The following is a 12,662-nucleotide window of genomic DNA, read 5'->3' as shown; positions in this document are numbered from 1 at the left end:
CCCGCTTTGGGTACGTCGATGGTCAGAGTGCGGCACTAGGCGAGAGCGGTGCCCTGGGTGGTGATGGCAGGCGGCAGAGTCCGTACGCGTTCTCGCAGGTCCGCCACGGTCGTGGTGTCGACGGACGTGAGGCTGGCGTTCAGGTCGGTCAGGCGGGCGCGCGCTGTCGAGCGCAGCCGTGCGGGCGGGTTCTGTTCCAGGACGGCAAGGGCACGCTCGGCTGCATCGTCGGGACGGGCCAGGGCCTCGGCCTGCGCCAGGGCCAGCGAGGCGGCCGCCCAGCCCGGAGTGCCGGGAGTGCAGGCGGCCAGCGAGGTTTCCGCCGCGGCCGTCGCCTGGTCTGTGCGACCCAACACCCGGTGTGCTTCGGCCTCGTGGAGGCGATACTCCGCTACGTCGAAGCCGAAGCGCCCCGGGGCGCCCTCGGCGTGCACTTCGAGTCCACATGCCGCGTCGGCGAGGGCACGGTCGGTCTCCTGGGCGCGCCCGAGGGCCGCCAGGCTAGGCACTTGCGCCCAGGCTTGGAGCTGAGCGCGGGGCAGTCCGCTCGAGACGAGGGCGAGGCCGTGCTCGGCGTGAGCCAAGGCCCGCTCGTGGTTGCCAGTGGCGCGGGCCACCATCGCCTGCGCTCCCCACGCCCATGCCGCCAGGTAGCTATCGCCGGTGCGTTCTGCACAGGTGGCGGCCGTCGTGAGGTGAACTCGTGCGCCGCTCAGGTCATCGAGATGAAACGCCGCGTTACCCAAGAGCGCGGACAGCCACCCCGCGGAGCGGCGCAGCCCGGCGGCCACGGGTTCGGCAAGCGTGAGAGCCAGGGCGCCGGTCAGCAGCCCGCGCGCCCGGTACACCTCCTCGAACAGCACGTGCGGGGCATGGCGGCTGTAGTTCAGGGCGTAGTGCTCTATCACCGCGTCGGCCTGGTCCACGACGCTGCTGGTCGCCGTACCGGCGGCGAGCAGCGCGAGCTGCAGGGATTCTCGGACGGCGGGCAGGCCAGCGGCAGTGGTCATCGTCACCATCTTTTCCGGTGCGGGAAGGGCACACGCATCTGCTGCGCTGGCACTGTACCCAGCGGACGGGTGGTACACCGCGAAACTGCGGCTCCAGTCGAGGCCGAGCTGATCGGGTCGGGCCTGGTAGACCGTGCACAGTGCCTCGATGTAGTCCAGGCTCGGCCTGGCATCGGCGTCGTGTTCCCACCGGCAGAGCATCGACGCCGAGAGGCCCGGGGGCCGCAGGCCACGGGAGAGGTAGAGCGCAGCGATCCTCGCGATGGTACGAGGCCGTTGCCAGCCGAGGGCGAGGCGCCAGGCTTCCAGTGGGTGCACCGTCGGCAGTTCCGCCTGGATCGCGGCGGCCACCTGCTCGACGCTGAGTTCCTCGAGACGGCAGCGCTGCCGGATCTCAGCGGCGGCGTACCGGATGGCGTGGCGGTGCGTACGGCTGATCGTGGTCATGCGCGCACCCCCGGATACGAGGCTGACTACCCGTCACCGTACCCAGCAGCAGGGCAGCGCGGCAGTCCCTGCGGCCTCACTGGTATTGCGGGTGATTGCCTCTCAATGCGGGTGTGTGCAGCCTTCAACGACGTTGCGTCGCTTGCGGTTCACGATGACAGCACCGCGCTGCCGAGGCCGACGCCGGGCGCCGCGTGGGGTTGCCGCCGCTACGTCCACGCGACGTTGTCGAGGCGGCTCAACGGTCCAGCCTGCACCGCTCTCGTTGTTGTTGCGCCATCCACTTCCACGGTCTGGAGAGTGACGATGACAAGCCCTCCCCCGGCGGGTGTACGGATCGCGGGCCCCTCGGCCACCGCACGCTTCGCCCCTCGCACGTGGTTGGTCACCCCGGGCGTGACTCCCGGGCGCTTCGAGGCATCGAGGAATTCGGGCGCTGATGTCGCGCTGCTGGATCTGGAGGACTCCGTTCCCGGTGTCGGCAAGGACACCGCTCGTGCGGACGTACTCGGCTACCTGCGCCATAGCTGCGAGGGCGGTCCGGCCGTGCTGGGAGTGCGAGTGAACTCGCCGAGCACGGTGGACGGCTTGAAGGATCTGGTGGCGCTGGCCGACTCCGGGCGGTGGCCCGCCGTGCTGCTGCTCCCCAAGGTCGAGGCTGCGCGCGACATCGAACTGGTCGCGCAGCTCGTGGACACCGGCCAAGGCGAGTGCGGGATCTGGGCGCTGATCGAGACACCGCGTGCCGTCCAGGACCTGTCGGCCATCCTGTGCGCCCCGCACCTGGCGGGAGTGCTGTTCGGGGCGGCCGACTACGCCGCTACGGCGGGCTGCGGGCTCACCAGCAGAGCCCTGTGGCATCCGAGATCGGCGCTGGCTGCACAGGCAGCTGCTGCGGGCCTGCCCGCCATCGACAGCCCGTCTTTCGATCTGGGCGACCTGGACCGGCTCCGGCAGGAAACCGAGGAAGCCGTCGAGCTCGGATTCATCGGCAAGGTAGCTGTACACCCCAAGCAACTCCCGGCCATCGAGGCGGCGTTCCGGCCCGATGCGTGCGACCTGGCGGCAGCACGAGCCGTGGTCAGCGCCGCTGACGCCGCGGGCGGAGGAATCACCACGGTCGACGGCCGCATGGTGGGCCCGCCGGTCGTGGCTGCCGCCCGCGCCCTCGTCGCCCGCGCGGGCGACGAGCCAACCCCCACCACTGTCACCACATCTTCATCTTCGGAGGCCCCCTGTGACTGACGCCCTCCCGCCGGGATACCGCCGCATCAGCGAGAACCGGATCCGCGCGCTGGTCGGCCGCGGCCTTGAGGAGTTCACCGTCGGCGAAGTGATTGAGCACCGGCCGGCCCGGACCGTGACGGAGACCGAGCACGTCCAGATCCTCGCGCTGAGCGGGAACGAGGCGCCGGTCCACTCCGACGTCGAGTTCTGCAAGCGGACCGGCCACGACAGCGTGCTGGTCTGCGGGCTCCTGACCATGAACATCGTGCTGGGCCTCACGGTCCGCGATACCAGCGGCCTGACCTCCGCCAACCTCGCCTTGGACGAGGTGCGCTTCGAGCACCCCGTGCACGTCGGCGACACCCTGCGCGCGCACAGCAAGATCCTCACCGCCCGCCGCTCTCAGAGCCGCCCCGGAGACGGGATCGTCACCTGCCAGGTCGAGGGCTACAACCAGCGCGACGAGCGGGTCTTCAGCTGCAAGCGCACCTTCCTCGTCCCCGTCGACGCGGACGCCGTGCGCGAAGCAACCGACTACTAGACGAAGGGCACGGGTATGGCCGCTCGACCGCTGATCACCGTGGAAGCCGACGACGAACTGTGGTGGAAGTACGAAGCGCTGGCCCAGCGCGCGTACGGACACCCAGTGGAAGACATCATGCTCCTGGGCCCGCACGCCGACCGCCGGGTCGCGGTGCGCGAGGGGAAGGTCATCGCCGGGGGAATCGGCCTGCTCATCCCTCAGCACTTCGGCGGCCGTCCGGTGCCCTGCGCCAGCATGACGTGCGGGTGCGTGGCCCCGGAGGAGCGCGGCGAGCAGCTCGCGGGCCGCCTCATCGCTGAGCGGCTACAACCCATGCGGGAACGCGGTGCTGTCCTGGCGACGCTGTGGACCGCCTCCAACGGCTACGTCCGCCACCTGGGCTGGCAGGCTCCGGCCCCGGTGTTCTCCTGGACCGTTGCCACCGACGAACTCAAGCGCTGCTTCCACGACCCCGGCTTCGAGATCGCCCATGGCGCGAGCGCGCAGGTCCGCTCGCTGCACAACGAGCTGGCGACCGCCTGGAACGGGACGTGGCAGCGGCCGGACTGGTGGGAGCAGTGGCAGCAGCAACATCACCCGGAGATGTCCACCTACCGGTTCAACCGGCCCGGCCGGGAGCCGACCGGTGTGCTGTCCGTGGCCGGCGAACGCCACCCGAGCGAGGGGCGGCAGCTGGTGGTGTACGACTTCTGGGCCGCGGACCAGGAGGTGGCCGCCGCCATGTTCGCCTTCCTCGGCCGGTACAACAGCCGGATCCCCACCGTCGCCTTCCAGCGGACCGGCCTGCCGCCCGCCCCGATGCTGCTGCACCATCTGCACCGCTGCGGCTCCTTGGCGGCACGGTCCTGGCACCCGTGGATGCTGCGCGTCCTGGACGTACGCCAGGCCGTGCAGCTGCGCGGCTGGCCGGACGAGGTGGATCTCGCTCTTCCGATCGAGGTGGTCACCGAGGACCGCGAGAGCACCGAGCGGTTCATGCTGCAGATCTCCGGCGGCAAGGGAGAACTGACGCCCACCACGCGTGAGGGGCAACTCACCCTGACCAGAGGCCAGTTCGCCGTCTGGTACGCCGGGGGCTACCGCAGCACGGCCGCCGCCGCCCTGGCCGGAGTGGACGCGGACCCGGCCCCGCTCGCTCGGCTCCTGATGGCCACCGCGGAGCGCGAACCGTGGCTGGCGGACTACTTCTGACCCTGATCACCCCGCCCGCAGGCGCCCGGTGGCCTGCGGACGACGCATCGTCCCGTACCCACCTTGATCAACAAAGGGTCGGGGAACGGACCGGCCAAGAAGAGAGGAACGGCATGATCATCACGGCGAGCCCGCCACCGACGCAGCTGACGGCGGGCCGGTCTCTGATACACACGGCCCGCGGGCGCTGCCCAAGGAGCGGCAACGGCCGGGCTCAGGTGAGTACCCTCAAGGCACGGGCTCTAGCCGCCCGCCCGCGATTCGGAGAGAACCCCCTCGTGCCCCAGGACGCCCCTATCCCCTCTGACCTGCGACGCTGGGTCACCGATCACCTGCCGGGGGCCGACCTGGACGGGGCCCAGGACGTGTCCTGGGCCCGGGGAGACTCCAGGGTCTGGCGGGTGCCCGCAGGCGGGACGGCCGCGTTCGTCAAGCTCAGTCCGAGCGTCACGGACTACGAGCGCGAGGTCACCGGCTACGCGTACGCCGCGCGGGTCCTCGCCCCTCACGAGGCGCCGCGCCTTCTTGCCGCGGACCCTGGCCTGCAGGCGATCATGAGTTCGCCGCTGCCGGGCCGCGTCGTGCGCGGTCTGCCCCTGGCCCCCGCCGTCGAGCGGCACGTGCACCACCTCGCCGGCAATGTGCTTCGGCGCTGGCACGACCACTCCGATCCAGCCCCGCCCCAAGACCGTGAGGCCATCCGCGCATCCATGAAGGCGCAGGCGAGCGAGGCCGCTGCCTGTCTGGAGAGCACCGGCGCGCACCTGGACACCGCGCAGCGCTCCCTGGTCCGCGCGGTCTGCGGGGAGCTGCCGGAGCTGGCCGAGGGCCTGGCCGTGGTGTACCGCCACGGGGACTACTCCACCCGCAACTGGCTGTGGGATCCCCAGCCGGACCATGGTGGGCACGGGCATGGCCTGATCGATTTCGCGATGTCCCAGCACGGCATCGCGGTCGAGGAATTCGTGTGGCTGTGCGGCGCCCTCTGGGTTCCGCGCCCCGACCTGAAGGCGGCCTACCTCGCCGGCTACGGCCGTGCGCTGTCGGCCACCGAGGAGCGGGTGCTGCGCCTGCTAACGACGCGGCTCGGCGTGTCCTACCTGCACTCCGGCCTCGCCAAGCACCGCCCCGACCTCGTCGAGCGCGGCAAGCTCATCCTCACGCGCATGGCACACGAGTACCAGTAGCCACACGGCCTTACTCAGTCCCGGCACCAGCGGCCGGGGCCTGACCCCTACGCGCTCAACGTGCCGGCAGTGGCCTCCGTACGCGTCCGGCGGCGCGCCTCACCCCGTTCCCCCCCATCACGGCGTTCACCCTCATCACGGCAGGAGGGCACTATGCCCCCGCAGCACGGCCTGCCTCGCCACCGGCGAGGAGCCTTACGCCCAGCAGCGCACCGGGGTGCGCTGGTCCCGCGCCTTCGCGAAGACCGGCCTTTGGCCCCTCCGACCCCGTCTCCTCCCTCGATCGCCCCCGCGATCGACCTCCCTCTCGGCCAGGTGGCGAAGGGAGGCTGGCGGTGAAGGTGGCGATCGAGTCGCTGCGCGAGCTCATGCTCGCCGTCTGCCAGGCAGCCGCCGTTCCCCCAGACAAGGCCGACTTCGTCGTCGACCACTACCTGACCGGCGAGCTGCGCGGTCGCGCCGCGCACGGGGTAGCCAAGTTCTGCTTCGAGGCCCAGTTCTTCTCCCAGCGCGAGGGATGCCCGCGGATCGTGCGGGAGTACGGAGCATTGGCGGTCGTCGACGCCTGCCGCGAGATCGGGCCGATCAGCGCGGCCTACGCGGTCGATGTCGCCGTGGGCAAGGCGAAGGCCCTGGGCGCCGGGATCGTCGGGATGATCAACACGCAGCGATACGGGATTCTCGCGCAGTGGAGCGAGCGTATCGCCGAGCACGGCCTCATCGGCATCGCCATGAACACCTCGCGGGCCGAGGCGACGCCGCGCGGCGGCCGGACCCCCTTGCTCGGCGTGAACCCGCTCAGCTTCGCGGCCCCCACCCTCGATGAGCCCATCGTCGCGGACATGTCCACCACCCTGGCGCCCATGGGCGTCCTCTGGGAGGCCCGGCGCAGCAACGGCTCGCTGCCGCGCGGCTGCTTCGCCGATGAGCACGGGCACCTGACCGAGGATCCCGACAGCGCGCGCTCGGCGGTGGTCTTCGGAGAGCACCGCGGCTTCGCGATCTCGCTGCTCGTGCAGATCCTCACCGGATCGCTCTTCGCCTTCCCCATGGGCTGCGAGGTGGCCGACACCTGGAGCACGGGCTACACCTTCATCGCCCTCGACCCGTCGTTCGGCGGGCAGGTCGACGGATCGGCCCAGAGCAACACCAAGCTCGCCGAGGCGATCAAGGGCGCCGCCCTGCGCGACGACGGCACGGTGCGCCTGCCCGGACAGGCCAGCACACAGCGCGCCCACCACGCGAGACAGGCCGGCACGGTCGACCTCGATGCCGCCGTGTACCGACGGCTGCGGGTGCGCGCAAGTGGCGACTTCGTCTCCGACTGACCTCCCCCCACGACTCTTCTGGAGTGCGCCATGCAGGTTCACTGGTTTCTTCCCACCGCCAGCGACGGCCGGTCCCTGACCGTCGGCACCCGAGGAACACACGGTCCGCAGGCCGAAGCCGCCGAATCGCCCCGCCCCACCGCGGACCGGTTCCGCGCGCCAACGATCGGCTATCTGACGCAGATCGCCCAGGCCGCCGAACAGGCGGGCTTCGATGCGGTGCTCACCCCGACCGGCACTTGGTGCGAGGACGCCTGGCTGACCTGCGCCGCGCTCGCACAGGAGACCGAGCGACTGAAGTTCCTGGTCGCCTTTCGACCCAACACGCTCTGCCCGACCCTGGCCGCCCAACAGGCAAGCACCTTCCAGCGCCTGTCCCAAGGGCGACTGCTCCTCAACGTGGTGACCGGGGGCGAGCAGGACGAGCAAGCCCGTTTCGGCGACCACCTGGACAAAGCGCAGCGCTACGCCCGCACGGACGAGTTCCTGACCGTGCTGCGGGGCGCGTGGAGCGGGACGCCGTTCGACTTCACGGGCGAGCACTACGACGTGCGCGGTGCGACCGTCTTGGCTCCGCCCGCCCCGCTGCCACGCCTGTACTTCGGCGGCTCCTCCCAGCAGGCGGGTCCGGTCGCGGCCCGCCACGCGGACACCTACCTCACCTGGGGCGAGCCTGCCCCGCAGGTCGCGGAGAAGATCACCTGGATCCGCGGGCTCGCCCGAGAGCACGGCCGACAGCTACGGTTCGGAATCCGCTTCCACGTCGTGACCCGGGACACCTCCGACCAGGCATGGGCGGAGGCCGAGCGGCTCATCAAGGGCATCGACCCGGCCCACATCGACCGCGTCCAGCGCATCCTCGCAGCCAGCCAATCCACCGGCCAAGCCCGGATGAGCGCCCTGCTCGAACGGTTCAGGACCAGTGGGAAGGCCGCCGACCTGGAGGTCTACCCCGGTCTCTGGGCCGGGGTGGGGCTGCTGCGCGGCGGCGCGGCCACCGCCCTGGTCGGCAGCCACAGCGACGTCGCCGACCGCATCGCCGAGTACGCCGGCCTGGGGCTCGAGGAGTTCATCCTCTCCGGGTTCCCGCACCTGGAAGAGGCGTACATGGTCGGCGAAGGCGTCCTGCCCGAGCTGCACCGGCGGGGCCTGACCGGGACGGAGCGCCGGTGAGCCCCGTCAACCACCTGACGGCCGCGTGCGAGGACGTGAGGACACCGTGACGAACATCCTGGTGATCGGTGTCGGGCTCCACGCCCGCAGGTCCCACCTGCCGGCGCTGGCGGCCGGGCAGGCCGCCGGTCTCGTCGGCACGATCTACGGCGTGGACATCCTCGGGGCGATGGATGTCCTGCTGCCCTACGACGCCGACGACGGCCCCCGCACGCTGCCGGTGACGCTCATCGAGCCCTTCGACGCGCGCCGGCGGACCCTTCCCCCACCGGTGCGCCGGACCCTGGATGCGCTGGTGGAACACCGCAGCATCGACGCCGTCATCGTGTCCACCGAGCCCGCCCACCACATGGTCTACGTCCGCTGGGCGCTGGAGCGGGGCCTGAGCGTGTTCCTGGACAAGCCGCTGAGCGTGCACCCCCACGCCTCCACCGACCCCACGCAGGCGGCAGCCATCCTCACCGACTTCGACGCCATCCTGGCCCGCTACCAGCAGGCCCGCCGGCGCCGCCCCCACCTCCTGGTGAGCGTGCAGTCGCAGCGCCGCTACCACCCGGCGTTCTGGCGGATGCGGCAGCTCATTGAGGAGATCGCCGACGAGACCAACTGCCCGGTCACCTCCGTCCAGTCGTTCCACAGCGACGGACAGTGGCGCCTGCCCCACGAGCTGGTCGATTGCTCGTATCACGGCTTCGACCAGGGCTACGGCAAAGCCGCCCACTCCGGCTACCACTTCTTTGACATCGTGCCGTGGCTGATGGGCGGCGCGGAGCGCAGCGGCAAGGAACTCGACACCGTGACCATCCACGCCCAGGTCACCCGGCCCGGCGACTTCATGGCGCAGCTCAACGTCAGCGACCACGAACGGCTCTTCCCCGGCTTCGCCGCCTACAACCGGTACACCCCGGACGAACTGCGCGCGGCAACCCACCGGTTCGGGGAGGTGGACGCATTCATATCCCTGGCCTTCAAGAGTCGCGGACGCACCATGACCCTCGCCAGCATCAACCTGGTCCACAACGGCTTCTCCCAGCGCGGAAACCTGGCTCCTGCCTCCAGTCTCTACACGGGCAACGGCCGGGTGCGGCAGGAGACCCACATCATCCAACAGGGCCCATTCCAGGCCCTGCACTTCCACTCGCTGCAGACCCTGAGCGCGGCCGGCCCCGGAGCGGACCCGCACGCGGCGGGCCACAAGGACCACGTGGAGGTGCACGTCTTCCGCAACAACCGCCTGCGGCGCAGGTGGACGGAGTACACCCGGCTCGGCTATGAGGCACTGACCACCACCTGGAACACCCACGTAGCCACGCCCACCCAGCAGTCCTCCCGGCGCCGCGCGACCGTTGAGTTCCTCGAGTACCTGAACGGACTGCGACGCCGCGAGCAGATGCGCTCCGAGCTCACCAGCCACCACCGGGCCGCCACCGTGATGGCGGGCGCCTACCAGTCGATGGCCCAGCAATGGGCCGGCGCCTTGCCGCAGGCCACGCTGAACCTTCAGGCCACGCTCGCACCGCCGACCCCGCCCGTCGCGGACCAGACGGAGGCCACGCGGTGATCCCTCCCCCGACCGACCAGATGCCCACGCTGTCCGCACTGCTGGACACCCAGCTGCCGCATGTGCTTGCCGACTGCCGTCGCCACACGGGTCCGATCCTGGCCACCACGCGGGTCACGGGCGGCAATGTGAGCCACGTGTTCCGAGTCAGCGGCGAAGGCGGGAGCGTCATCGTCAAGATCCGCGGCAGCCGCTTCGCGCGGATCCCGACGCTGCGCACCGACCCGGCTCTCATTGCCGACGAACGCCGCGCGCTGGAGCTCTATGGGGCCGCGGTCCCGCACGTCTTCCCCCAGGTCCTCTCCTTCCACCCCAGCGCTCACGCCATGATCCTCAGCGACGTCTTCCCCGACCGGCGCAACTACCACGATCACCTGAACGAACGCCCCGCCACCATCGCGGAGATGACCCGGCTGGGCGGCGCTGTGCGCTGCATCCACCAGGCCACCCGAGATGCCAGGCCGCCCCACCGCTCTACCAGCAACGAGCAATTCCCGCCGTACGCCGTCGACTTCTGTCTGCGCTCCCAACGCCACGCGGCGCTCGATGCGGCGTGCGAGGAGATGGCTGCCCAGCCGGACCGGCAGCTGGTCCTCGGTGACCTGTCCCCCAAGAACCTCAGCCTGGCCGCCGGCGGCGTGGCCCTGTGCGACCTCGATAACGTCCACCGTGGCTGGCCGCTGTACGACGTCGGCTTCTTCCTGGCACACCTGCTCATCCACCACCTGGAGCGACCACACCACCTGCACGTCCTGGTCCCGGCCCTGTTCAAGGGCTACCTCGGCGACCAGCCCCTTCAGCCGAGTCAGGAGCGGCTCATGGCCACGGTCACGGCCGGAGTGATCGTCTACCGGCTGGCCGACTCCCCGGTGCCCTACCCCCTGGTGCAGCCGCCCGCCGTGGTGGAGCGGTATCGCGAGCACGTGCAATGTCTGCTGGACAGCGGCCCGCTCACCGTGCGCGACCTGGTGCGCACCACCGGCGCGGGGGAGGCGGCCGCATGACACCGCGCACCGTCACATCGCTGGACGTACAGGACCAGGAAGCGGTGGCCGCCCTGCGGGCCCACGGCTACCGCGTGAACGACATCCAGTCCCTCGCACACGATCAACGCCCCTTCGCCCGACGGGCTCGCGCACTCCACCGCACGATCGCCCCCGGCCTCCAACTGCGCAGCAGCAGCGTGGACTTGGGCGGCGGCTGCTTCACCAATATCTACACCCTCAAAGCCGACCTCGACCGGGTGCACGTCGAGGCGGTCTCCTGCGCCGCGGGCTTCCACCTGCGCGATCTCGTGACGGCCACCACCGGACTCGCGGCCATATCCGGCTCGTTCTCCTTCATCTCCGACGACCCCTCCTACCAACCGGCCGAGCCCTGCCTCGACTTGTGCTGCCGGGGCGGAGAGGTCATGAGCCTGCCCACGGCCACCAAGCCAGCACTTCTGGTACGCAGCGGCCAGCCGGTGATCGACACCATGGACGCCACCGGCACGCTGGCGCTGCAGAACCGGCTCTACCAGTGGGCCGGTTCCAAGACCGCGCGCCCAGGGGCGGACCACCGGCCCGGGGCGCTCACCGTTTTCGGCGCCGCCAACTGCCGCATCCTCTACAGCGGCCACCCCCGCACCGGCTTCCTGCGCCGCGTCGACCCCGACTCCAACCTCACCCCGCTCGACTCTGCAGCCATCGACTACGTGGTGGCCCCGTCCTCAGGAGCAGGACACCGCGTGGTCGCGGTCCGCACCGGAGGGGGCACTGACCTCTTCGCCGGGAACTTCGTCCTGCGGGCAAGGCGCCCATGGGCCCGCCGCGTCCCCTGCGGCACCCCTGTTCAGATCCGGCAGATCGCCGGCCGGGACGTGCGCGAGATCCAGTCCGGCATCTCCCTGGGGCCCAGCGTCGCCGACGCCGCTGCCGGGCACACCCCGGGCTACGACGCCTGCCTGGGCCTGTCCCCCTTCCGCGACGCACGCCATGCCCGCACCCTGGTCGGCCTGCGCGGGCGAACCCTCGTACTCCAAGTCCTCGACGGCGCTCCCAAATCGGACACGTTCCGCGGCACCACTCCTCAGGAGACCGCCACGCTCTGCCAAGCCGCGGGCCTTGATCCGCACGGCATGTACCACCTCGACGGCGGAGCCTCATCCAAGATCGCCTATCGCGACCGTGCCGTGACCCGTGCGCTCGGCAGCCTGCACTACCTGAAATGGCCGACCACCCCGAGCGAACCCTTCCGCTGGCAGGGCCTGGACGGCCGCACCCTGCGCAGCGCCCTCGTCCTGAAGGCCAACCACCACGAGGAGCACCCGTGACCTCCGTACTCGTCATAGTGGCCCACCCCGACGACGCCGAGATCGCCATGGCCATGCGCATCCGCGCCTACGCACTCTCCGGCGCACGGGTCCGTGTCCACTGCCTGTCCACCGGAGCACCCGGACCGAACGGCACACCGGAACGCACCGAGGAGTGCTTGGCCGCCGGGGCCATCCTGGGCGTCGACCAGTACACCTTCTCCGCCATCCCCGACACCCAGTTCGTAGAGCACCGCGTCGAGATCAACACCAGCCTGTTCCAGCTCTTCGCCGAGGAACGCCCCGATCTCGTGTACACCCACTCCCCCCACGACCAGCACCTCGACCACGCCATCACAGCGCAGGAGGTCACCACGGTCGCCCTGCGCGAAGCCAACAACCTCTATTACATCCGCCCCACATACAGCCTCGGGTTTGAGCCCACCAAGGTCTTCGTAGGCACACAGGAACTGTTGGCCGTAAAGGACCAGGCCCTGAAGTGCTTCGCCTCGCAGCGGCAACTCGACATGGACGTCTTCCACCAGCTGGCCGAGGTCGCCCACCGCCAGTATGTGCACCACCGGGTCGTTGAGCGCTTCCCGCCGGGGGCCAACTGCACCGAGCTGTTCCGCACAGCAAGAGAGATTGAATTCTCCCACTGAATACACCAAGGCAACTGCTGTGGCAGGCCGGTAAGAACC

General features: G+C 70.4%; 11 protein-coding genes. 10 read left to right on the top strand and 1 reads right to left on the bottom strand.

Annotation, left to right across the window (positions count from 1 at the left end):
* Positions 1 to 35: 35 nt before the first annotated feature.
* Positions 36 to 1,457 (bottom strand): Twin-arginine translocation pathway signal, encoded by a 1,422-nt coding sequence (locus tag ACFWZ5_RS04920; RefSeq protein WP_384890406.1) that lies wholly within the window; start codon positions 1,455 to 1,457, stop codon positions 36 to 38.
* 306 nt (positions 1,458 to 1,763) lie between these two features.
* Between ACFWZ5_RS04920 and ACFWZ5_RS04915 the strand changes: the two genes are divergently transcribed.
* From ACFWZ5_RS04915 to ACFWZ5_RS04870, 10 genes are all read left to right on the top strand, one after another.
* Positions 1,764 to 2,702, top strand: a complete 939-nt coding sequence (locus ACFWZ5_RS04915; protein WP_384890404.1) for an HpcH/HpaI aldolase/citrate lyase family protein — start codon at positions 1,764 to 1,766, stop codon at positions 2,700 to 2,702.
* On the top strand, positions 2,695 to 3,225 hold the full coding sequence (locus tag ACFWZ5_RS04910) for a MaoC family dehydratase (RefSeq protein WP_384890402.1): 531 nt from the start codon (positions 2,695 to 2,697) through the stop codon (positions 3,223 to 3,225). Before ACFWZ5_RS04915 ends, ACFWZ5_RS04910 begins: the two co-directional genes overlap by 8 nt.
* A gap of 15 nt (positions 3,226 to 3,240) precedes the next feature.
* Complete coding sequence (gene eis / locus ACFWZ5_RS04905; protein WP_384890400.1) at positions 3,241 to 4,419, top strand: enhanced intracellular survival protein Eis; 1,179 nt, start codon at positions 3,241 to 3,243, stop codon at positions 4,417 to 4,419.
* A 401-nt stretch (positions 4,420 to 4,820) separates the two neighbouring features.
* Positions 4,821 to 5,606: an aminoglycoside phosphotransferase family protein gene (locus ACFWZ5_RS04900; RefSeq protein WP_384890398.1), complete on the top strand. Its 786-nt coding sequence runs from the start codon at positions 4,821 to 4,823 to the stop codon at positions 5,604 to 5,606.
* A 335-nt stretch (positions 5,607 to 5,941) separates the two neighbouring features.
* On the top strand, positions 5,942 to 6,934 hold the full coding sequence (locus ACFWZ5_RS04895) for an Ldh family oxidoreductase (RefSeq protein WP_384890396.1): 993 nt from the start codon (positions 5,942 to 5,944) through the stop codon (positions 6,932 to 6,934).
* Positions 6,935 to 6,964: 30 nt separating this feature from the next.
* Positions 6,965 to 8,107, top strand: coding sequence for an LLM class flavin-dependent oxidoreductase (locus ACFWZ5_RS04890; protein WP_384890394.1), 1,143 nt, complete (start codon positions 6,965 to 6,967; stop codon positions 8,105 to 8,107).
* Between the two features lie 46 nt (positions 8,108 to 8,153).
* The gene (locus ACFWZ5_RS04885; RefSeq protein WP_384890393.1) at positions 8,154 to 9,668 is read left to right on the top strand and encodes a Gfo/Idh/MocA family oxidoreductase; all 1,515 of its coding nucleotides are present in this window, start codon (positions 8,154 to 8,156) and stop codon (positions 9,666 to 9,668) included.
* On the top strand, positions 9,665 to 10,672 hold the full coding sequence (locus tag ACFWZ5_RS04880) for a phosphotransferase (protein WP_384890391.1): 1,008 nt from the start codon (positions 9,665 to 9,667) through the stop codon (positions 10,670 to 10,672). The genes ACFWZ5_RS04885 and ACFWZ5_RS04880 overlap by 4 nt, the downstream gene beginning before the upstream one ends.
* A complete protein-coding gene (locus ACFWZ5_RS04875; RefSeq protein WP_384890389.1) occupies positions 10,669 to 11,982 on the top strand; it encodes a phosphodiester glycosidase family protein in 1,314 nt (437 codons plus the stop codon). Before ACFWZ5_RS04880 ends, ACFWZ5_RS04875 begins: the two co-directional genes overlap by 4 nt.
* Positions 11,979 to 12,623, top strand: a complete 645-nt coding sequence (locus tag ACFWZ5_RS04870) for a PIG-L deacetylase family protein (protein ID WP_384890387.1) — start codon at positions 11,979 to 11,981, stop codon at positions 12,621 to 12,623. The genes ACFWZ5_RS04875 and ACFWZ5_RS04870 overlap by 4 nt, the downstream gene beginning before the upstream one ends.
* The last annotated feature ends 39 nt before the right edge of the window (positions 12,624 to 12,662 follow it).

The sequence above is a fragment of the Streptomyces sp. NPDC059003 genome, from assembly GCF_042740445.1.
Taxonomy (GTDB): Bacteria; Actinomycetota; Actinomycetes; order Streptomycetales; family Streptomycetaceae; genus Streptomyces.
This window is presented reverse-complemented; position numbering and strand designations above follow the sequence as displayed.